Source organism: Streptomyces sp. NPDC005438 (genome assembly GCF_040606315.1).
GTDB lineage: Bacteria > Actinomycetota > Actinomycetes > Streptomycetales > Streptomycetaceae > Streptomyces.
Genome location: NZ_JBEXEP010000004.1, coordinates 326,139 through 345,584, shown reverse-complemented (window position 1 = coordinate 345,584; position 19,446 = coordinate 326,139). Strand labels below are relative to the sequence as shown.

Here is a 19,446-nt window from a genome sequence, read left to right as displayed (position 1 = left end):
CGGACGCACCCAAGCCCCGTCCGGGGCGCGAACAGGGCTCGGGCGGTCACGCGGCGGGCAGGCCCCGGGCCTGACGCTCCGCCATCACCTCCCGGACCACCGAGGCCATCACCGTGGATGCCTCCGGCTTCCGGGCTTCCACCCCGAAGGTCTCCAGCGCACGGTTCACGATCTCGAACATGATCGTCGTCTGGATCTCCTGGAGCCGTACCAGGCGCTCGTCCAGACCGATCCGGGCCGCCGTCTCGATCATCTTGAACAGGCGGTCCCGCTCCTGCCCGTACAGCCGCACCCAGCCGTGGATGCGGGCCGAGTACGTGGTGTCGATGCCCGGGAACTCGGTGGCGCCCTTGTCGGCCTCAGACTCCACACCCCACACCAGCGCCTCGGCCTCCGTCTCCTGCACCCGGTCCCGCAGCCACTTCACGTGTGCGGCCGTCCACTGGATCTCGCGCTGCATGATCAAGCCCGGGTCCTCGGCGTCGCCCAACTCCCCGTAGGTCGCCTCCCAGTCGGCGCGGGCGGCCAACTGCTCGGCCACCTCCGCGCGGCGCTCAGCAGCCGCCTGCACCTGCGGGGCCGACCCGCCGTGCATCCGGCACACCGTGGTGCCGGTGACCGCCATCCCCCGGCAGCGCTTCCCGGACCGCGTACTCGCCGTGCAGCGGCCGTCAGCGTCCGCCTGCGGGCCGTTCCCGACCCCGGTGGACTGGGCGACCCCGTACGCGCGGCCATCGCTGTAGGACCCCATACGCGCGTTGCTGCTCATGCCGCTTCTCCTTCCTCAGCCGCGACCAGGGCGGCACACACGGCGTCCGCTGCGGACACTTCGGACTGCACGGGCATGCCATCCGTCCAGATCGACCACTGGGGCGTGGAGGCGACCGCCACAACGTCCGGGGCCTCGAAGGCGCTGAACTGGCCCGGCCGGTGATGCAAGCTGGACGCGAAGTGGAGCTGGTGTGTCCGGCCGCCGTCGAAGTAGAGGCCGGGGCCGTGCTCGCCGGTGATGGTGGGGCGCCGGTACTCGTCGGTGCCGGGGTGCCGGGCGAAGAACTCGCAGTCGTAGGCGTCGGCACGCTCGGCCGGGGTGCGGTGCTCTCCGGCGTCGAACAGGTTCATGATCATCTCCTCCTCTGGAGGGCCGTAACTGGCAGCAGTTGATACGAAGTCAAGTGAGCCTGGCGGCAATGCCGCAGGTCACACACCTTCTCGTGTCGCATGAGGGGCCGATATCTCACAGCCGTCTCACAAGCGCGTGTAAACGCGGGGTTCAGGCGGCTCAGGACGGATTGATCAACTGGACGATCTCGTGACCGCGCGCACCCCAGCACGAGCCGCCACACATCGAGTCGTCAATGATCTTCTTGGCCGACAGGGCGGCTTCGTGGGTGGACCAGAGCGCGACCGTGAGGGCGTTGCGGCGCCCGCCGGACGGGCACCGGGACACCGTGGCGTACGGGCCCTCACCGCAGACCCACACGGCGCGGGGCCACATGCACTTGGCGAGCGCGTTGTACGTCCGGTGGGCCCGAGTGCAGTGGTGCTGCCGGTACCGCTTGAAGGTCGGCTGCGGCGCGGTCGCGGCCCGCAGGTTCGGGGGGAGCTTCGGCATGATCACTTCTCCTTCGGATCTCTGGATCGGGCACTGCGGCCGGGTCTGGGCTACCCCGTCCCCCCGGGGCCTTTACAGGCCCCCCGGGAGTGGGACGGGGTGGGATGCCGCCCCGTCCGGGACGGGGTGGGACGGGGTGGGACGGGGTAGAGCGCGAAACGCTCTGACCTGCGGGATTTCCCGGTTCTACCCCGTCCCTGATCTTGGGACGGGGTGGCCCCCGCCGCAGGGGCCGCACCCCGTCCCGCACCCCGTCCCTGATCTTGGTCGCGGGACGGGGTAGAACGGCCCCCATCACGCCCCCTCGGGGAGCATCAGCGGGCCATCCGCGAGGACGAGGTTCGGCTTGTTCTGCGGCACGTCCTCCAGCTCCGCCAGCTCCCCGGAGGACAGCAGGTTCCGCACCGCCGCGCGCACCGTCTCCGGCTTCTTCTGAAGGGCCTTGGCGAGCTGGGTCTTGCTCCACGGCCCCGGCTCCTTCTGGAGCAGTTCGATGATCATCCGCTCCGTCTGGCCAGTCGCCTGCTTCAGCCCGAAGCCCGGGAGGGACGCCCGCGTCACCGTCGTCTCGATCGGCCCTTCGCCCGTGGAGCGGTAGTTGACGTACGCCACGACCTCGTTGCGCTTCCCCGCGCCGCTGCCGTTGTCCTTCCGCAGCGTCAACGTGGACTGGCCGGTGCCGAAGAACTCCGGCCGCTTCGCCAACTTGATCTCGTACAAGGCGCCCTGGGTAGCGAGGAACTTCCGCTTCGATCCGGCTTGCCGCTCGGTGTTCTCGTGGCCGATGTGGTCGATGAAGACCCCGGCGGCCCCGTGCCGGGTGAACGGCGTGAAGTAGATGCGGAACACCTCGTCAACGCCCTCGGAGTCGTTGACCTTCATGCCGATACCGGCGATGGCCGGGCTCAGGGCATCCATCGTCACCAGATCCACGGCCTTCACGGTCTCCGAGGGCATCCGCTCCAGGTCGGCGGCCGTGCGCGTGGAGTGGAACCGCTCCAGGATCGCTTCCGGCTTAGCGCCCGCCCACACGAGCTTCTGAATCTGGTCCTCGATCGCGTTGTGGTCGAAGTCCCAGTGGACGACGATCCCGCCCGCGTTCAGCACCTCCGCCTGGAGCTGGGTGATGTAGAGCGTCTTACCGGCGGAGCCATCACCGAAGATGCCGTTTACACGCCCCGGGTAGAACAGGCCGTGGCCGTTCGGATCGTCAGCCACAGTCCCCACGGACGGGTACACCCGCCAGTTGCCCGCCAGGACGGCTTCCAGGGCTTCCGCCACCGACTTCTCGGCCGTGCCCTGCTCCCGCTCCAGAACGAGCCGGTGGCGGGCTTCCTGCTCCACCCGGATCTTCTGTACGCGCTGGGCCACCAGCTTCTCGAAGGCGTCCGAGTCCTCCGCGACGACTTCGCCGCGCGGCTCGCCCTTGGCCTCCAGGTACTCCCACTTGGCCAGGCCGTCTCCCGGCTTCCACGGCGCCTTGCCCGCCGCCGGGTTGTCCACGAAGGCGGCCACCACGCCCTCCAGCACATCGACGCAGGTCGAGCGCGGGAGGTCCGAGTGGTACAGGTGCCACGCCAGGGCGGTCAGCTTGTTGTCCTGACCGTCCGTCACGGCGCCCGGGGTGAGCATGGCGCGCACGTCCAGCGGTTCCCCGTCCAGGACCGGCACCACCGTGCCGGTGAGGGCGGGCAGATGGTCCGAGGACAGCGCGGCCACCCACCCGGCGGGCAGCTCCGGGAAGTCGTCCGGGGAGGGCACCACACCGTCCTCCAGCCGCTCCCCGTCCGGCCCGTACCAGCGGTACGTCTCCTGCGTCCCGGGGTGCCGGGACGGCCACACCACGGCGTACCGGTGGTGGTGCTGGATCGTCTCGATCCCCGGCCCGGGAAGGGTGTTGAGCCGCCCTGTACCGGCGGGCAGCCGGTAGAAGAAGATCCGGGACGGTCCCGGCCCCCGGGAGGTGCTGGAGTAAGTGGCGGGCAGAGCGCCGTGCGCGGCCTCCAGAGCGGCCAGGGAGGCGGCTCCGGGCTTCCCGTCGTAGGCGTCAACGTCCAGGCCCACAAGGGCGCCTGAGAGCCGCAGGGCGAGGTTCTGGCGGTAGTAGCTGCCGGTGCTCGCCTCGGCCCACGACAGGTATTCGTCCGGCCGCGTCTGGCGACCTGAACCGCCGGTGACGCCCTGGAGCTGAACGACCTTTCCCTTGGCGGGAATCACGCCCGTCCAACCGGCCTCCGCGTACACCGGAGCGCCGTCAGCGAAGGGTCCGCCCTTGATGTACTTCACGACACACAGTCCATTTCCCCGCTCTCTACCGGGACCGGTAGAATGGGCGGCGGTTGATCAGGTGAATGGCTGTGCTGCGATGGGGATCGCTTAGGGCGGTATCGGGCTTGGGCTCCCGGTGCCGCCTTTCCTCTTGCTCAGACGGCGGCCGGGACCTTGGATTCCAGCCACGCGTCCACGTCGGAACGGCGGTAGCGAATGGTGCCGTTGGGGGCGTCGGTGAGCCGGGCGTAAGTCGGGCCGGTGCCTTCCCGCCGCCAGGTGGCGAGCGTGATCGTGGAGATGCCAAGCAGTTCTCCGACCTGCTTCGGGCTCAGCCACTCTTGTGCCACGGGGATTTCGGTGTTCATGGCTCCCGCTTTCGGGGTCGGTGTTGAATGACTTCATCTTCTATTGATCGCGGAAGGCTGAAGCACCGAGAGGCTTCCCCGAGACCGATAGAGGCCGAGCCGGCGAGCTACCATGCTTCACATTCCCGCAGGTCAGAGACTTGCACCCGACTCCTGAAGCTAAAAGGGGCTCACCCGGCACGAAGATGAACGGACATCCGCCCTGCTGAATGCACTCGCGGGCACTCGAAGACCCCCGCCGACCGAAGTCAACGGGGGCCAGGAGAGAAAGCGTCACGCCGCCTTCTGCGGGCCGTTCAAGCGCTCGGGAGTCCACTCCTCGAACAGCTCGGCCAGGTGCTCCCAGAACGCCGTCCAGTCGTCCGGGAGCGGCGTCTTCTGCTCGTTCTCCACCATCAGTTCAGTCCTTCCGAGGTGACGCGCACCGAGATAGCCGCGCGGAGTTCGTTCACCGGCTGGCCGGTCTCCTCGGCCACGGCCGCGAAGTCTTCGATGCTCTCGCGGATCATCTTGGCGTCGTACTCCTCATCCGTGAACGAGGGCGTCCAGTCGCGCCCCATACCGGCGCTGCTGACGATCTTCATTTCGATCCCTCCCAATACGGGGTCCGTTGAACCCCGCCGTGCCGGGCGAGAGGGAATTCAACCGAGAGGGAGAGCCGGTATCCTGGGGGCAGTAGAGACCGGGCTCTCGGCTCGGGGTTCTGCACTTCATCAGTCGGAGCGGCGCCCATCCCATGCGGGGCGCCGCTTCGGCGTTTCCGGGGTCAGGACAGGGAGAGCACCGAGCAGTTGCGGGCGTGGTGCTCCGCCACCTCCAGGGCGTCCGCCTCGGCGCGGCCCTTGCCGCACCCCGAGCAGTCCCAGCGCGGGCCGTCGCCGTCCTCGGAGACGCTGACCCGGGCGCCCGTGTAAACGGCGCGGAACTCCGTCTGCTGCTGCGTCATGCTGCTGCACCTCCGGGTGCGTTGGTGAAGCCGACCGACAGACAGTCGGCGGCGTGGCGCTGGGCGGCGTGGTGGGCGTCCTCGGCGGGCACGTCCCGCTTCCCGCACCCCGTGCACGACCACCGGCCGCCCTGGACGGTCACCCGGCCGCCCATGCGGGTGCCGTAGCCGTCGCCGCTCTCGTCCTGCCGGGGCGGGAGCGGCGTCCACTGGTTCAGCGGCTCCATGTCACACTGCCCGGCACTTCGCCGCGTGCTGCTCGGCGCGGTCGCGGGCGACATCCGACCACCCGTAGCCCAGCTCGTCCCGCTTCCCGCACCCGGCGCAGTACCAGTACGAAACCTCGGTCTCGGCCGTCCGCGCGGTGGTGACGAGGTTCCCGCCCACAGTGCGGTACTGTTTGCCGGTGTGGTCGCCGGGCTCCGGCGCCATCAACACCTCGCGGTCACCGGCGGAGTTGGCCAGCTCGTACGACCACTCGGTGTCGATCAGGTCGTACATCTCGTCGTCCGTGATGTTGCTCAGCGGCCCGGTCTGCTCCGGGGCCGCCACGATCCGGCCGTCCGTGTCGGTCTTGAATCCAGTCATGCTGATCATCTCCTAGCGGAAGTGGTTGCGCGGCAGGTAGCCGCTGATGGTGGTGGTGTTGCATCCGGCCGCGTGGGCGCGGCCGTTGTCCTCGTAGCCCTCGCCCTGGTCCCCGCACGAGGTGCAGGCCCAGACCCGTACGCCGGGGCGGTCGGGGTGGTTGGAGGTCTCCACGCGCCCGCCGCCGTCGGCGGTCAGGTAGAACCGCGACTCCAGGGCGGCCACGTCAGGCCGCCTGAAGGGCCGCAGCGGGCGGGGTCGGGTCCGGCTCGCCGGACAGGACGCGGACGATGCTCGCCGTCACGACGCGGACCTTGCCCCCGACCTTGATCGTCTGGAACGGGAAGTCGCCCCGCTTGATCGCCTCGTAGGCGGTGGAGGTTCCGACGCCGACGACGCGGGACGCCTCGGCCACGCTCACGGTCAGCGACCGGGTGGCCGCGAACTCTGCCAGTGCCGCAACGTCGGGCGGGTTTCCGTTTACACGCTCCATTTCCACTCCCCTCGGCTATTTTCTCTCCGATGCCTCTAATTTACGGGACGCCGAAGGGTGCTCCAGAGCTGCTTGACCTGCGGAGACTGTAGATAAGGCAGCATTGGAAGCACGGGCAGCGTGCCTGACCTGGCCCTTTCTTCGGGAAAAAATCTGGCGACACAATATCGACTGTTTAAACGCAGCAAAAATGACTCCTATGCGTCTCACGCAGGTAGCGCTACTATGCTGCTATGAGTACCCGAGAAGGCCCGCCGGGGCCGTACACCCGGCACGTAGCCGCGACCATCCGTGATCTGCGAGAACGTGCAGGGCTGAACACCACCGAGCTGGCGCGACGGCTCACCGCCGCCGGGCGCCCGATCCACCAGACGACCGTCAGCCGGATCGAGTCGGGGAGTCGAGCGATCACCGTGGACGACGTGGCCGCGTTCGCGGCCGTCTTCGGTGTCCGGCCCGCCGCGCTGCTCCCCGGAGACCCCGAGGACCCCGCGTGCGCGTGCCGCCTGCACGGCCACAGCTACGACAGCCGCGAGATCACCGGCCCCGGCCCGCGCACCTGCAACGACTGCGGCCAGCAAGAGCAGCTGGAACGGGAGGACTGACCATGCCCAACCCGATCAAGAAGTTGCCGCCCAACAGACAAGGGCAGATCCGGTACCGCTTCGTCGTGGACGCGGGCACCGACCCGACCACCGGCAAGCGGCGCCAACTGACTGTCACCCGGAACACCTTGAAGGAGGCCAAGGCGGAGCACGCCCGCATCGTCCACGAGACGAAGACGGGCACGCTGGTCTTGCCCTCCAAGGTCATCATGGCCGACCTCGTGGCAGCGTTCCTCACCCACAAGCAGGGGAAGTCGGCCGCGACCCGGCGCTGTTACGAGGACGCCACGCGGTACGTGGTGACCTTCTGCGGCGACAAGCCCGCCCAGAAGCTCACGGAAGACGACGTGGACGCACTGGTGAAGTGGATGGCCACCAGCGCTCGCCGTATCGGCGGCAAGCCGGGCACAGGGCTGAGCGCCCGTACGATCCACCTCACGCTCACGAGTCTGCGGGCCGTGCTCAAGCTCGGTATGCGGCGCGGCATCGTGCACCGCAACGTGGCGGAGTACACCGAGATCCCGCAGGAGATCTCGGACGCCGCGAAGGAATACAACCCCTGGACACAGCCGGAGGTGAAGACGTTCCTCGCGCACGTCGCGACTGACCGCCTGCACGCGGTCATGCTGCTGTCCCTGATCGGGCTCCGCCCGGCGGAAGTCTGCGGCCTGCGCTGGTCGGATGTGGACCTCGATACAGGGGTGATCAGCGTGAAGCACACCCGCACGCTGGTCGCGGGCAAGGTGGTCGAGAAGGCCACCAAGACCAAGGCCGGGGAGCGGGTGTTGCCTCTCCCTGACGAGGTGCTGACCCCGCTCAAGACATTCAAGGCCAGGCAGGCGGCGGAGAAGCTGGCCGCCGGGGAGGCGTACGAGGCATCCGGCTTCGTCGTCGTGGACGAGTTGGGGCGCGCGGTGAAGACGGACTGGCTCCGCCGCCGGACGTACGAGCGGATGCAGTCGGCGGGGGTGCGTAAGGTACGGCTCTACGACGCCCGGCACACCTGCTTGTCATGGATGCTGAACAACGGCGTGCCAGACACGGTGGTCTCCGCATGGGCCGGGCACAGCAACCTGTCACTGGCGAAAGACGTGTACGGACACAGCGACCCGCAGAGCCTCAAGGCGGGGTCCGAGAAGCTGGCCGAACTGCTCGGCTGAGAGCAAGATCGAACTGGAAAGTGAGAGCCCGTGAGAGATGGGGTCGTGAGAGCAACGACGAAGGCCCCGACTCACGTAGTGAATCAGGGCCTTGACCTTGGACTTTGCAGTTATCCTGTGGCGCGCTCGGCAGGATTCGAACCTGCAACCTTCTGATCCGTAGTCAGATGCTCTATCCGTTAAGCTACGAGCGCCTGACGCCTGAACTTGCCCTCGGCGTCTTGTGCGGGCACCACACTACATGACCCGCCGCGTGACGTGAAATTCTTTGCCCGCACCCGCTCTGAGCTGGGTGGACGCCCCAAATTGGGGGCTCGGGCCAGGCCCCCTCGCACACCCGGCACCGGGCCGGGGAGCCCCCTTCCGCGCACCGCCCGACCGGTAGTCCGGCGTCCTGCTGCCCCGTACGAGGCGGACCCCGGTGGCCGTGACGGCCGGGCACCGTCGGGGACCTCCGAGACGCGCCGCCGTCCGTCGGGTACCGCGACGGCGGCGGGGGCCAACGGCGGTGCGGTCACTCGTGGTTGACGTGAGGGCGGAGCGGTACCGGTGGCCGGGGCGCACAAAGCGGCCGGGGAGTCCGCGACGTACGCGGACTCCCCGGCCGAAGTGCGGAGGCTGAGGGATTTGAACCCTCGATGGGGGGTTACCCCAAACCGCATTAGCAGTGCGGCGCCATAGACCAGACTAGGCGAAGCCTCCTCGCACCCGACGATCATGCCGACGAGGTGCGTGCAGATGATGGCACAGCCCTGAGGCCGCCTCCAATCGCCCACACCCTACCCGCTGGCGTGGGAGCCCGGCAAAGCAGTTGGCCCGGCACGGAAGGGGGCCCGGTACGGAGGTCGGAGCGCCGCGGGGCGCGGGGGTGAACCGGCGGGGGATCACCGGCGTTCCGGGGGTGGGGCGCAACGAGTCGGGCGCCGGCGCGTTAGTCACGGCGGGGCGCGGCCAAGCGCCCCCTCGACTCGTGGACTTCGGGAGCCCCTGATGCGACGTTCCTTGATCACCTTCGCCGCGATCTCCTTCACCCTGGCGCTGCCCACCCTGGCGGTCGCCACCGAGGAGCACGGTCCGGCACAGGCCCGGGACCACCTGACCGTGACGGTGTTCGGGGCCGACCAGGCCTACGCCAAGCGGTACGAGCTGCGGTGCGAGCCGACCGGTGGCGACCACCCACGGGCCGAGGAGGCGTGCGAGGCGCTGAACCGTACGACCCGTGGGGTGCGGAACCCGTTCCAGAGCACCTCCGGGGACACCAACTGTTCGATGATCTACGGCGGTCCGGCGACGGCCACCATCACCGGTACCTGGCGCGGTGCGCCGGTGGACGCCCGGTTCTCCCGGGAGAACGGCTGTGAGATCGCCCGCTGGGACACCCTCGTACCCGTGCTGCCCGACCAGGCCGACCCCGGCCGGGCGACCGGGTCCGCCGCGCGGTGAGCCAGGCGTGACCGTGGGTGACGTGAGCAAGGTGACATCCCGCTTCCACCGGTCGCGGTACGACGCCTCCCGCCCCTGCCCCGTCCCTCCCCCCGGTGTCGCGCCGGAGGGAGGGACCCACGTCAACTGCCCTGCCAGAAGCGGCGGAACGACGGCCGGCCGTCAGCGGTCGGCGACCGTCCGAGGGACTGGGGAAAGGGCTACCGTCTCCGCCCTCTCACGGTTTCCCCGCTCCCCGCGTACGGGTGGGTCGTAGACTTCCCCCCTAGTGACAGACGCCGGGGGAACGGCAGACTGGGCCCACCGGACACTCGGGTACCGCCGGGCGTCGGCCACCAGCACAGCGGTCACGAGGGAGGAACGTCGCAGTGAGCAGCAGGCCACCCCGAGGCACTGCTCGCCTCGCCGCCATACTCGACGCGTTGCCCGACGCCCTGCTTCTGGTGAACTGCAACGGCACCGTCGTCAACGCCAACACCATCGCCCTGGAGACCTTCGAGACTCCCGGCACCGCCCTGGTGGGGCGGGGACTGTTGAGCCTGTTGCCGGACTTCGACCCGAACCGTATCCCCGGCTCCATGCGGCGGCCGGAGGAGGCGGGTACGGGGCGTACCAAGCCGAAGCGGATGGTGGCCCGCCGTACCGACGGCAGCGAGTTCCCGGTCGAGGTCACCAGTGCCAACCTGGAGGACGGGCGTACCCCCTACGCCTCCGCCTTCGAGGCCGCCTGGGCGGACCATCCGGGTGGCCGCAACCAGTACACCGGTGACGAGTTGCTGATGCTGGTCGTCCGCGACCTGACCGGCACCCTGGACACCGAGGACGAACTCGCCCGCCAGCAGCGGCAGACCGAACTCATCCTGCGCGCCGCCTCCGAGGGCATCGTCGGCGTGGACACCCACGGCAAGATCGTGCTGGTCAACCCGTCCGCCGCGCAGATCCTCGGCTACCGCGCCGGCGACCTGGGCGGCCAGGAGCTGCACCCCCTGCTGCACCACTCGCGGGAGGACGGCAGCCCGCTGCCGTACGAGGAGACCCCGCTGTGCGACACCCTGCGCTCCGGGCGCAAGCACCGGGTACGGGTGGGCCAGGTGCTGTGGGGCAAGGACGGCCGGCCGGTACCGGTGGACATGACCACCGCCCCGATGCGGGACGGCGAACAGCTGGTGGGCGCCGTACTGACCTTCGCCGACCGCCGGGCGTTGCGTGAACTGACCGACCGCCACCGGCAGTTGATGGCGGTCATAGACGAGGGGCTGCGCGGGCCGCTGGAACGGTTGCGCGCCGAACTCGGCGGGCTGGCCGCCGACCCGGCCGGCCAGCTGTGGCCGGAGGCCAACCAGATCCTGCACCACCTGGCGGCCGGGTACTCCCGGATGACCAGCCTGGTCGACAACGTGCTCGCCTACCAGCGGCTGGACGCCGGCAGGGAGAAGCTGCGCCGGGAACGGGTGTCGATGGACGCCGTGGTCAGCGCCGGGGTGGAGGGCGCGGTGGAACTGATCGGCCCCGGCCGGGTGCAGTTCGCCGTACACGCCCCGCCGATAGAGGCCGAGGTCGACGCGGAACGTCTGTCCACCGCCCTGTCCCACCTGATCGCCGACGTGGCCGGGGTGGACGCCACGGGCGCCGGCACCCTGGGCGCCGACTCCACCATCGTGGTCGCCGCCGCCCAACGGGGCGGCGAGGACGGGGTGGTGCGCATCGAGGTGCGCGGACCCCACGCCGGCGGCCACCCGGTGCACGAACCCCTGGTACGGGGCATCGTCCGACGGCACGGCGGGGTGCTCCAGACCCACGAGGTGCCCGGCTCCATGGGCGGCAGCGCCTATGTGCTGGAGGTGCCGGTCAGCGCCGGCGGTACGCGTCCGGCCCTCACCGGCGCCCGCGACCACGAGACCACCGTGATGCCCGCACCCGCCCAGCCGGTACGCGGTACCGAGGAGGCCCCCGGGGCGGAGGGCTCCCCCGCCGCCGCCCACGGTGCCTGGACCGGCGACGGCAGCGAGGACCCCGGCACCCCGACCGGTACCGCCGCCCCCTCCGAGGGGATGGGGGTACCGCACGGCCCGTTCCCCGGGCCGGCGCCCGCACCCACCGCCATGACACCGGCCGTCGGTTCGCTGCCGGCGGTGCCCGAGACACCCCAGGCACCCCAGGCACCCCAGACACCTCAGGCACCTCAGGCACCGAGTGGGAACGGCGTCCAGGAGGGGGTCGACGTCTCCGGGGCGAGCGCCCTGCGACCGGTACGCCCCCAGCCTTCCGGCCGTCGGCGGGCCCGCCCGGCCCCCGAGGCCCCCGCCGCTCAGGCGCCCTCCCAGACACCCGAGGGACAGGGTTACGAGGGCGGTGACCGTCAGCGGGCCGCCCTGCCGGCCGGCCCCGGCACCGCCCCGGGGCTGGCCCCCCAGCCCGGCACGCCCACCCCGGCGGCCGGCACCCCCGGCCATGCTCCCGGCCAGGACACCAGCCAGGCCCCCGGCCATGACGATGACGCCACCGGTGGGGGGCGGCGAGCCCGACGGGCGCTGGCCAGCCCCGAGCCACGGCAGTCGGACACCCCCGGGGCGGGCACCCCGAACGGCGCCGGCCAGGACACCGGCACCCCGACTCCGACCGGTACCGCCGCCCAGAACGGTCAACCGCCCTCCTGGAACGGCGAGTCGACGGGCGGGCCGGCGTCGTCCGAGGCCCCGGAGGCCACCCCCCGTCCCGGTACCGGGCGCCGCGCCCGCCGTGCCGCCCCGGCGGAGGGGGCCGACGCCACCGGGGCCGGACAGGGGAGCGCCGCTCCGGTGGCCGACCCCGAGCCGTCCCTGGTGGACACCCCGCCCCGCCCCGGGAGCCGGCGTGCCCGGCGACTGGCCAGGGCGGCGGCACAGGCCCGGGCGAACGCCGAGGCCACCCCGAGCGAGGGCACCCCCACCGGCACCGACGGCGCCGGTACGCCCTACGGCACGGACGGCGCCGGCACCCCGTACGCCACGCCCCCCTCCGGCACCCCGACGACGCCCCAGGGCACCGACGGAACAGGGAGCCCCTACGGCTCGGACGGCGCCGGTACGCCCTACGGCACCGACGGGGCGGGCCAGCCCAGCCCCGAGGCGCAGCCCCAGGAGGACAGCCCCGGTGCGGTGCCGCGCCCCCGTGGCGCCCTGACCGACGCCGGGCCCCTGCCCCCCGTGGGCCCACCCGCGCCGGGGGCGACCGAGGCCCACCCGCACGGGGCCACCCCGACACCGCCGCCCGGCCAACCCCTGGGCGAGCAGGGCCAGTTCGGCGCCGGCCCCCAGCCGGCACCCCCTCCGGCGGCACCCGGGCCCCAGCCCGGCCCGCTGCCCCAGCCCCGTACCACCGGGGAGGACCAGGGCGAACCCCTGCCCCGTATCCAACTGCCTGACGAGCACGGGGAGTTCGGCGAGGGCCCCGAGGCGGCGCCCCAGGCCCTGCCCCCCGAGGAGGGGGACCAGCCGGCCGAGGAGGGCCAGGGCGAACCCGAACCGGCCCCGGTCCTGCCCCCACGGGTGGCGGCGAGCCCCATCCTGGGCGGCGGGCCGATCCCCGAGGAGCTGACCCGGCGCCGTTCACTGCCGCTGCCCGGCTCCGAGCAGCGCCAGGAGCCCTCGGGCATCAGCGTGCGCACCCTGGGTCACGGCGCCCCGTACGCCCGGCAGTTGGGCGAGCACGGGGGCACCCCGTACTCCGCCTCCGCGCCCGGTACGGCCATCCCCTCCACCCCCTCCTCGCCGCCCGGGACGCCCGGTGGCGGCCGGCGCCGCAAGCTGGGGTCACGGGAGGAGCAGCCGGCCCCCGAGGGAGCCGCCCCCGCCCCGCCGTCGGCGCCGCCACGTCCGACCGCCCCGCCCCCGGCTCGCCCCCGTAGGGAGGGGCCGCCGGCGCAGGAGTTCAGCGTGGGCGCACCGGGTGGTGCCGAGGGGCCGGAGCCCCTGGACGGGCCCGACTCCCCGGTGGCGGTCAGCCAGCGGGCGGACCAGCCGCCGCGCGCCGACGACGAGTTGCCCCCGGAGCCCCTGGACAACCCGCGCCGGCTGCTGGTGTGGCCGGAGCCCGACGGGTCCACCCGGTCGGCGTTGACCGAGCGGGGCTACCGCCCGGTGATCGTCAACTCCCGGGAGGAGGTGGACGCGCAGATCTCCGCCTATCCGGCGGCCCTGTTCGTCGACCCGCTGACCGGCCCCATCACCCGTACCGCCCTCCAGTCGCTGCGGACCGCCGCGGTGGCCGCCGAGGTGCCGGTGCTGGTGACGGCGGGCCTGGGCCACGCCTCGCGGGAAGCCGCCTACGGCGCCGACCCGGCCGTGCTGCTGAAGGCGCTGGCCCCCCGGGACAGCGAGCAGCACCCGCCCCGGGTGCTGCTGGTGGAGGAGAACCCGGCGATCGCGGAGGCGTTCATCGCCACCCTGGAGCGCCGGGGTATGCAGGCCGCGCACGCCCCCTCGGACCGGGAGGCGATGAACGTCGCCTCCCAGATCCACCCCAACCTGGTGGTGATGGACCTGATGCAGGTACGCCGCCGCCGGTCCGGGCTGATCGACTGGCTGAGGGTCAACGGGCTGCTGGCCCGTACCCCCTTCGTGGTCTACACCTCGGCCGGGATGGACCCCGCGCAGCTGCCCCGACTGACGTCCGGGGAGACCGTGTTGTTCCTCGCCGAGCGGTCCACCAGCCAGGAGGTACAGGGCCGGATCGTGGACCTGCTCACCAAGATCGGCGCCCACTGACGGCACCCGGTACGGCGGTCACCCCCGCCCGTACCGGGTGGGGCGCGCTCACCAGAAGCGGAACCCGGTGAGGATCACCTCCCCGGAACCCACCAGCCGGCCGTCCGGGTTGTGGTCGCCCTCCACCCCGAAGTACCGCTCCAGCAGCGCCCCGCCCAACTCCAGCGGAGAGAACGGCAGAGCGCAGGTCCCCGAAGCTTCCACCGGGTGCCGGCCCTCCCAGTACGGCAGCTCCACCGGCAGCCGCTCCCCCAGGTCCTGGACGATCCCGTCGTCCGGGTTCACGCTCAGCGCGCGACGCGGTACGCCGTCCTCCCAGCGGGCGAAGGCCAGCAGGTCCACCGTGCTGTGCGTCAGGTGCGCGGTGGCCGACCGGCCGGCGCCCACCCTCCGTACCAGGTCGGTGAGTTCGGTGGGCGGGTCCTCGATCCACTCCCGGCAGCACACCAGGTCCAGCCCGGGGAAACGGCCGGCGAAGACCATTCCCTCGGGCGGCCATATCACCGCGTCCACGTCGGCCTTGCCGACCTCGGTCAGCCGCCGGCCGGGGAAGACCTCCGCCAGCAGCTCCCCGGTCCGGTCCGGGTCGGCCACACTCCGCTCCCGAGCACGCATCGCCTCCCGTGGCGTACCCCGCGAGAAGGACAACAGCGCGGACTTCAACCCCATGGCAACCCCCTGTCCCGAGGTGCTCACACCCCCTGGCTCCCCGCGTCCACGGGGATGGTCCAACCGTTGCCAGAACCCTAGGCAGGCCCACTGACACAGGCCCCGGACCGGCCGTGACCGGGGGCGGTACCGGGTCGGCCGGCGGCCAACCCGCCACGAAGTCGGGCCGGTTGACCGGGGCCGCACGGGGTACCCGATCCTTCACCCACCGCGCCGGGGGCCGGCGGGACCACGCCCCCTACTCTGGAGGACCCCCACGCAACAGCTCCACTCCCCTCGTACTGGACCGGAGGAGACTGAACGCGGTGAACGCGACAAGCGGGACGAACACCAAGAGCGCGGTACGCGGGACGGCGGCGCGGCACACGGCCGAGGGCGCCCTCACCTTCCTGGGCGGCCTGGCCCTCTGTCTGAGCATGGACAACCTGAGCACGCCGGTACTGGTGATGGCGACGGTCGGACTGGTGCTGATGTGTGTGGGCGGCACCCAGCTGGCCTCGGAGCTGCTGCGCTCCACCGTCAGCACGGAACCCACCCGGGACGGGAGCTGACCGGCTCCGGCGGCGGGCTCACCGCGCCACCGGAGCCGTCCGGGCTCAGAGTTCGGTGACCTCCAGCTCGCCCTCGGCGTACTGGCCACGGATCCGCTTCTTGTCGAACTTGCCGACACTGGTCTTGGGCACCGCCGGGATCAGCGCCCAGCGCTCGGGCACCTGCCAGCGGGCCAGCCGCTCCAGCAGGAAGGCCCGAAGTTCCTGGTAGGTGACGTCACCGGCGTCCTCCCGTAGGACGACGGTGGCCAGCGGGCGCTCGCCCCACTTCTGGTCCGGTACGGCGACCACCGCGGCCTCGGCCACGGCGGGGTGCGCCATCAGGTGGTTCTCCAGCTCCACGGAGGAGATCCACTCGCCCCCGGACTTGATCACGTCCTTGGAGCGGTCGGTGAGGGTGAGGTAGCCGTTGGGGGAGATGACCCCCACGTCGCCGGTACGCAGCCAGCCGTCCGGGCTGAACTTGTCCTCGGGCTTGATGTTCTCCTCCGAGCCGGCGCCCCCGTAGTAGGCGGCGGCGACCCAGGGCCCGCGTACCTCCAGCTCGCCGGCCGAGACGCCGTCCCAGGGGAGGGCGTCCCCGTCCGGGCCGACCAGCCGGGCCTCCACGGAGGCGGGCAGCCGGCCCTGGGTGACGCGGTAGGCGAAGGTCTCCTCCTCCGACAGCCCGGCCGGGGGATGGCAGACGGTGCCCAGCGGAGAGGTCTCGGTCATGCCCCAGGCGTGGATGATCTCGATACCGTGCCGCTCCTCGAAGTCCCGCATCAGAGCGGGCGGACAGGCGGAGCCACCGATGATCACGTAACGCAGCGAGGAGACGTCGCGGGGGCGGGCGTCCAACTCGGCCAACAGCCCCTGCCAGATCGTGGGCACCGCCGCGCTCAGGGTGGGGCGTACCGTCTCGATCATCTCGGCGATGGGCTCGGGCTGGAGGAACCGCTCGGGCATCAGCAGCGAGGCGCCGGCCATGAACGCGGCGTACGGCAGGCCCCAGGCGTTGACGTGGAACATCGGCACCACCGGGTGGGCGATGTCCGAGGAGCCGAGCCCGAAGGACTCGCGGCTGTTGACCTGCATCGCGTGCAGGTAGATGGAACGGTGGCTGAACAGCACGCCCTTGGGGTCCCCGGTGGTGCCGGAGGTGTAGCACAGGCTCGCGGCCTGCCGCTCGTCCAGCTCGGGCCAGTCGTAGTGGGTGGGGCGGCCGGCCAGCAGGTCCTCGTACTCGTGGACGGTCACCCCGGACTCCGCCAGTACGCCACGGTCCCCCGGTCCGGCCACCACCACGTGCCGCACGCTGCCCAGACGCGGCAACAGGGGCGCCAACAGAGGCAGCAGGGTGCCGTTGACCAGCAGCACCCGGTTCGCGGCGTGGTCGACGATCCAGGTCAACTGGTCGGCCGGCAGCCGGAGGTTGAGGGTGTGCAGCACCGCGCCCATGGAGGGGATCGCGAGATACGCCTCCAGGTGCTCGGCGTTGTTCCACATCAGGGTGCCCACCCGCTCGTCGGGCTGCACCCCCAGTTCCTCCCGCAGCGCGTGCGCCAGCTGCGCGGAGCGTGCCCCGACCTCGGCGTAGGTGCGCCGCTCGGGCTCCGCCCCCGTCCAGGTGGTCACCTGGGACCCACCGTGGACGGTGGATCCGTGGGTCAGGATTCGTGAGACGAGCAGCGGCACGTCTTGCATGGTGCTGAGCATCGGGCGCCCTCCCGGAGACCTGTTACGCGCAGGTAATGTTGCCGCCGATTCTTGCCGCGTACCGTCCGGTATGTCACTAGGCACGTGGCGTTTCACGCGGTCAACCGCCCACGGTTCTCCGAAGGCCGCCCCGGTACCCGGGCTTCAGGCCGCCAGCTGCTCCGGCACCCGGGCCTCCTCCTCACGGCCGACCGCCATCGCCGTCAGCGCCCCGTCCGACAGCAGGGGGTCCTCGCGGAGCTTGGCCAGCGCGCGGGACACCGCGCTCTTCACGGTACCCACCGAGACGCCCAACAGCTCGGCGGTACGGACCTCGCTCAGGTCCTCGTAGTACCTCAGCACCACCATGGCCCGCTGCCGCGCCGGCAGCTTCATCACCGCCTGCCACACCGCGTCCCGCACCGCCTGCTGTTCGGCGGGGTCGGGGGCCGGCTGCACGTCGGGCTCGGGCAGCTCCTCGCAGACGTACTCGTCGACCTTGCGCTTGCGCCACTGCGAGGTGCGGGTGTTCAGCAGGGCCCGTCTGACGTAGCCGTCCAGGGCACGGTGGTCCTGGATGCGGTCCCAGGCCAGGTAGGTCTTGGTCAGGGCGGTCTGCAGCAGGTCCTCGGCGTCACTGGGGTTGGCGGTCAGCGAGCGCGCGGTGCGCAGCAGAACGGGCCCCCGAGTACGCACGTAAGACGTGAACGTCGGCCCGTCCTGCGGGCTCTGCGTGGTCACTGTCCCAGTCGCGGTCATGTCACACACGCTAGGCGCAGCGCCCGCGCGGGGGATCACCCGCAGGTCCCGAACGGGACTCCCCCTCTGGTTGTAGGGCCGGCGCCCGGGCGACCTCCTGGGGGTGGAGGGGGTGATGACGGGCCCTGGAGGGTACGCCGCCCGGGCCCCTAGTGGACCGGCTCCGGGGCGCGGACCCGCGCTCCCCCGGAGCGGTCACCGTAGCGACCAACGCGCCTGGTGGTCACGGTCAGTTGACGCGGGCCACCGGGGCGTCGACCTGGTTGCTGTCGATCTGCATCCGGTACCCGCCGTACCGGCGTACGACGTTGCCCTCGTACTGGTGCACCCGGCGGTGCGGCTTCCAGTCCTCCCGCCCGAGCACCGGTTCGGCGTCCACCGACGGCGTTCCCTTCCAGCGGGCGAACCACACCACGTCCGGCAGCCCCTGGTGGCCGGCCCGGCGGGCGCTGGCCAGGTGGGCGATCCCCGAGTCGGCGCTGCTGTAGTAGCCGGCCAGGTAGCCGAGTTGGCGCACCCGCTCGCTCCAGCCCTTCACGAAGGACAGGGTGGTGTCCGCGCAGTCGCGGTCACTCCGGTCGTACGCCTCCATGTCCAGGTACACCGGGCTGTCCTTGGCGATACCCAGCCCCCGGGCCCGGTTCACCGCGTCCTCCGCCTCCCGCACGCCCTGGCCCCAGCCGTCCGAGGACTCCATCCGCACGTGCCGCTTGTTCTCCGACCGTACGCAGGGGGACTGCGAACCGACGTAGATCGGCAACACGCTCCACCCCGAGTCGTCCACCTCCCGCATCCACCCCCTGGTCAGGTGGGGTTGGTCGGGGCAGGCCCGTCCCCGACCACCGATGTAGACCCCCACCCCCCGGTACGGGGACGACGTACGCCAGGCCCTCATCGCCTCCGCCGAGGGCGCCTGACAGGTGTCCAGGGCCCGCCCCTGGAAGACCTTCGCCCCACTCGGGTCCGGCAGGGTGCGGGACAACTCGCCCAGCCCCACCTCGCCGGTACGGGGCAGTCGCACCTCGGCCGGCTGCTCCGGCCGTTGCCCGGTCAGGGGCTTGCCCGACTCCGGTCCGTTCACCGGACGTACCGGATCGGGGAGGGTACGGCCGCTCTCGGCGGCCGGGTCAAGGGTGCCGGCGCGCCCGGCGGTGGCCGGCCCGGTGGTCTGGGGGCCCGCCTGGGCCGCTGGTACGACGCCCAGCAGGGCGCCCAGGGCGGCCACCAGGACGACCCATACTCGGATGATGTGATTTCGACACATGGCCCCGAGTGAAGGGGCGGCCCCCCACCGTGTCCCCGAGACACGCCCCCACCGCCGCCAGGTTCAGCCGTCTGCCCCTCCCCGGTCCCCGGTTCCGCCGAGCCCGGCCCGTACCGGCAACCGCCCCCGGGCACCCCGCGCAGAACAGTGCCGTACGGCCGCCTACGGAGCGGTCGTACGGCACTGTTACTTCCCCAAGCGGCCGGCTTCTTCAGGAGCCGGAAGCGAAAGCACCTGTCAAAGGCATCCCTCCTGCACGTCGGTGCGGAACCCCGAACTACCCAGCCCCACAAGG

21 protein-coding genes and 2 tRNA genes are annotated in these 19,446 nt (G+C 71.5%); 5 read left to right on the top strand and 18 right to left on the bottom strand.

Features of this window, described 5'->3' with window-relative positions; all coding sequences use genetic code 11:
• Positions 1 to 46: 46 nt before the first annotated feature.
• From ABZT14_RS11810 to ABZT14_RS11755, 12 genes are all read right to left on the bottom strand, one after another.
• Positions 47 to 769, bottom strand: coding sequence for an HGGxSTG domain-containing protein (locus tag ABZT14_RS11810; protein ID WP_356299858.1), 723 nt, complete (start codon positions 767 to 769; stop codon positions 47 to 49).
• A complete protein-coding gene (locus ABZT14_RS11805; RefSeq protein WP_356299855.1) occupies positions 766 to 1,122 on the bottom strand; it encodes a hypothetical protein in 357 nt (118 codons plus the stop codon). The genes ABZT14_RS11810 and ABZT14_RS11805 overlap by 4 nt, the downstream gene beginning before the upstream one ends.
• Before the next feature lie 160 nt (positions 1,123 to 1,282).
• Positions 1,283 to 1,615, bottom strand: a complete 333-nt coding sequence (locus ABZT14_RS11800; protein ID WP_356299852.1) for a hypothetical protein — start codon at positions 1,613 to 1,615, stop codon at positions 1,283 to 1,285.
• Positions 1,616 to 1,909: 294 nt separating this feature from the next.
• Positions 1,910 to 3,901, bottom strand: a complete 1,992-nt coding sequence (locus ABZT14_RS11795) for a bifunctional DNA primase/polymerase (protein ID WP_356299849.1) — start codon at positions 3,899 to 3,901, stop codon at positions 1,910 to 1,912.
• Between the two features lie 137 nt (positions 3,902 to 4,038).
• Positions 4,039 to 4,251 (bottom strand): helix-turn-helix domain-containing protein, encoded by a 213-nt coding sequence (locus ABZT14_RS11790; protein WP_356299845.1) that lies wholly within the window; start codon positions 4,249 to 4,251, stop codon positions 4,039 to 4,041.
• Positions 4,252 to 4,524: 273 nt separating this feature from the next.
• Positions 4,525 to 4,647, bottom strand: coding sequence for a hypothetical protein (locus tag ABZT14_RS11785; protein WP_356299842.1), 123 nt, complete (start codon positions 4,645 to 4,647; stop codon positions 4,525 to 4,527).
• A complete protein-coding gene (locus tag ABZT14_RS11780; RefSeq protein ID WP_356299839.1) occupies positions 4,647 to 4,835 on the bottom strand; it encodes a hypothetical protein in 189 nt (62 codons plus the stop codon). Before ABZT14_RS11780 ends, ABZT14_RS11785 begins: the two co-directional genes overlap by 1 nt.
• A 182-nt stretch (positions 4,836 to 5,017) precedes the next feature.
• Positions 5,018 to 5,197 carry a hypothetical protein gene (locus tag ABZT14_RS11775; RefSeq protein WP_356299836.1) on the bottom strand — a complete coding sequence of 60 codons (180 nt, stop codon included), beginning with the start codon at positions 5,195 to 5,197 and terminating at the stop codon, positions 5,018 to 5,020.
• Positions 5,194 to 5,424, bottom strand: coding sequence for a hypothetical protein (locus ABZT14_RS11770; protein WP_356299833.1), 231 nt, complete (start codon positions 5,422 to 5,424; stop codon positions 5,194 to 5,196). The genes ABZT14_RS11775 and ABZT14_RS11770 overlap by 4 nt, the downstream gene beginning before the upstream one ends.
• 1 nt (position 5,425) lies before the next feature.
• Entirely contained in the window at positions 5,426 to 5,785 is a 360-nt protein-coding gene (locus ABZT14_RS11765; RefSeq protein ID WP_356299830.1) for a hypothetical protein, read from the bottom strand.
• A gap of 12 nt (positions 5,786 to 5,797) precedes the next feature.
• A complete protein-coding gene (locus ABZT14_RS11760) occupies positions 5,798 to 6,010 on the bottom strand; it encodes a hypothetical protein (RefSeq protein ID WP_356299827.1) in 213 nt (70 codons plus the stop codon).
• Between the two features lies 1 nt (position 6,011).
• Entirely contained in the window at positions 6,012 to 6,278 is a 267-nt protein-coding gene (locus ABZT14_RS11755; protein ID WP_356299824.1) for a helix-turn-helix domain-containing protein, read from the bottom strand.
• Positions 6,279 to 6,511: 233 nt separating this feature from the next.
• Here ABZT14_RS11755 and ABZT14_RS11750 point away from each other — a divergent pair, with 233 nt between their 5' ends.
• Positions 6,512 to 6,883, top strand: coding sequence for a helix-turn-helix transcriptional regulator (locus ABZT14_RS11750; protein WP_356299821.1), 372 nt, complete (start codon positions 6,512 to 6,514; stop codon positions 6,881 to 6,883).
• A 2-nt stretch (positions 6,884 to 6,885) separates the two neighbouring features.
• Positions 6,886 to 8,043 (top strand): site-specific integrase, encoded by a 1,158-nt coding sequence (locus ABZT14_RS11745; RefSeq protein WP_356299818.1) that lies wholly within the window; start codon positions 6,886 to 6,888, stop codon positions 8,041 to 8,043.
• 118 nt (positions 8,044 to 8,161) lie between these two features.
• Here ABZT14_RS11745 and ABZT14_RS11740 read toward each other — a convergent pair.
• Together ABZT14_RS11740 and ABZT14_RS11735 are read right to left on the bottom strand one after the other, a co-directional pair.
• Positions 8,162 to 8,237: transfer RNA gene (locus ABZT14_RS11740), tRNA-Arg, on the bottom strand.
• Positions 8,238 to 8,655: 418 nt separating this feature from the next.
• Positions 8,656 to 8,745: transfer RNA gene (locus tag ABZT14_RS11735), tRNA-Ser, on the bottom strand.
• A gap of 288 nt (positions 8,746 to 9,033) precedes the next feature.
• Here ABZT14_RS11735 and ABZT14_RS11730 point away from each other — a divergent pair.
• Positions 9,034 to 9,486 carry an SSI family serine proteinase inhibitor gene (locus ABZT14_RS11730; protein ID WP_356299814.1) on the top strand — a complete coding sequence of 151 codons (453 nt, stop codon included), beginning with the start codon at positions 9,034 to 9,036 and terminating at the stop codon, positions 9,484 to 9,486.
• Positions 9,487 to 9,854: 368 nt separating this feature from the next.
• On the top strand, positions 9,855 to 14,231 hold the full coding sequence (locus ABZT14_RS11725) for a PAS domain-containing protein (protein WP_356299811.1): 4,377 nt from the start codon (positions 9,855 to 9,857) through the stop codon (positions 14,229 to 14,231).
• 48 nt (positions 14,232 to 14,279) lie between these two features.
• Here the strand turns inward: ABZT14_RS11725 and ABZT14_RS11720 are convergent, their stop codons facing one another.
• A complete protein-coding gene (locus ABZT14_RS11720; RefSeq protein WP_356299807.1) occupies positions 14,280 to 14,927 on the bottom strand; it encodes a hypothetical protein in 648 nt (215 codons plus the stop codon).
• A gap of 278 nt (positions 14,928 to 15,205) precedes the next feature.
• On the opposite strand from ABZT14_RS11720, the gene ABZT14_RS11715 reads away from it, so the two are divergent.
• On the top strand, positions 15,206 to 15,451 hold the full coding sequence (locus ABZT14_RS11715) for a DUF5708 family protein (protein WP_356299804.1): 246 nt from the start codon (positions 15,206 to 15,208) through the stop codon (positions 15,449 to 15,451).
• Between the two features lie 45 nt (positions 15,452 to 15,496).
• On the opposite strand, the gene ABZT14_RS11710 is transcribed toward ABZT14_RS11715, so the two are convergent.
• The 3 genes from ABZT14_RS11710 to ABZT14_RS11700 all read right to left on the bottom strand — a co-directional run bounded on the left by ABZT14_RS11710 (position 15,497) and on the right by ABZT14_RS11700 (position 19,151).
• On the bottom strand, positions 15,497 to 17,149 hold the full coding sequence (locus tag ABZT14_RS11710) for a long-chain fatty acid--CoA ligase (protein WP_356299801.1): 1,653 nt from the start codon (positions 17,147 to 17,149) through the stop codon (positions 15,497 to 15,499).
• A 144-nt stretch (positions 17,150 to 17,293) separates the two neighbouring features.
• Complete coding sequence (locus tag ABZT14_RS11705; RefSeq protein ID WP_356299798.1) at positions 17,294 to 17,887, bottom strand: SigE family RNA polymerase sigma factor; 594 nt, start codon at positions 17,885 to 17,887, stop codon at positions 17,294 to 17,296.
• 229 nt (positions 17,888 to 18,116) lie between these two features.
• Positions 18,117 to 19,151, bottom strand: coding sequence for a glycoside hydrolase domain-containing protein (locus ABZT14_RS11700; protein WP_356299794.1), 1,035 nt, complete (start codon positions 19,149 to 19,151; stop codon positions 18,117 to 18,119).
• Positions 19,152 to 19,446 lie beyond the last annotated feature (295 nt).

Excerpts from the sequence above, each read along its gene's own strand:
- ABZT14_RS11780 (WP_356299839.1), bottom strand. The coding sequence starts at position 4,835 with ATGAAGATCGTCAGCAGCGCCGGTATGGGGCGCGACTGGACGCCCTCG.
- ABZT14_RS11775 (WP_356299836.1), bottom strand. The coding sequence starts at position 5,197 with ATGACGCAGCAGCAGACGGAGTTCCGCGCCGTTTACACGGGCGCCCGG.
- ABZT14_RS11785 (WP_356299842.1), bottom strand. The coding sequence starts at position 4,647 with ATGGTGGAGAACGAGCAGAAGACGCCGCTCCCGGACGACTGGACGGCG.
- ABZT14_RS11765 (WP_356299830.1), bottom strand. The coding sequence starts at position 5,785 with ATGACTGGATTCAAGACCGACACGGACGGCCGGATCGTGGCGGCCCCG.
- ABZT14_RS11745 (WP_356299818.1), top strand. The coding sequence starts at position 6,886 with ATGCCCAACCCGATCAAGAAGTTGCCGCCCAACAGACAAGGGCAGATC.
- ABZT14_RS11750 (WP_356299821.1), top strand. The coding sequence starts at position 6,512 with ATGAGTACCCGAGAAGGCCCGCCGGGGCCGTACACCCGGCACGTAGCC.
- ABZT14_RS11710 (WP_356299801.1), bottom strand. The coding sequence starts at position 17,149 with ATGCTCAGCACCATGCAAGACGTGCCGCTGCTCGTCTCACGAATCCTG.
- ABZT14_RS11770 (WP_356299833.1), bottom strand. The coding sequence starts at position 5,424 with ATGGAGCCGCTGAACCAGTGGACGCCGCTCCCGCCCCGGCAGGACGAG.
- ABZT14_RS11790 (WP_356299845.1), bottom strand. The coding sequence starts at position 4,251 with ATGAACACCGAAATCCCCGTGGCACAAGAGTGGCTGAGCCCGAAGCAG.
- ABZT14_RS11700 (WP_356299794.1), bottom strand. The coding sequence starts at position 19,151 with ATGTGTCGAAATCACATCATCCGAGTATGGGTCGTCCTGGTGGCCGCC.
- ABZT14_RS11800 (WP_356299852.1), bottom strand. The coding sequence starts at position 1,615 with ATGCCGAAGCTCCCCCCGAACCTGCGGGCCGCGACCGCGCCGCAGCCG.
- ABZT14_RS11730 (WP_356299814.1), top strand. The coding sequence starts at position 9,034 with ATGCGACGTTCCTTGATCACCTTCGCCGCGATCTCCTTCACCCTGGCG.
- ABZT14_RS11705 (WP_356299798.1), bottom strand. The coding sequence starts at position 17,887 with ATGACCGCGACTGGGACAGTGACCACGCAGAGCCCGCAGGACGGGCCG.
- ABZT14_RS11810 (WP_356299858.1), bottom strand. The coding sequence starts at position 769 with ATGAGCAGCAACGCGCGTATGGGGTCCTACAGCGATGGCCGCGCGTAC.
- ABZT14_RS11755 (WP_356299824.1), bottom strand. The coding sequence starts at position 6,278 with ATGGAGCGTGTAAACGGAAACCCGCCCGACGTTGCGGCACTGGCAGAG.
- ABZT14_RS11805 (WP_356299855.1), bottom strand. The coding sequence starts at position 1,122 with ATGAACCTGTTCGACGCCGGAGAGCACCGCACCCCGGCCGAGCGTGCC.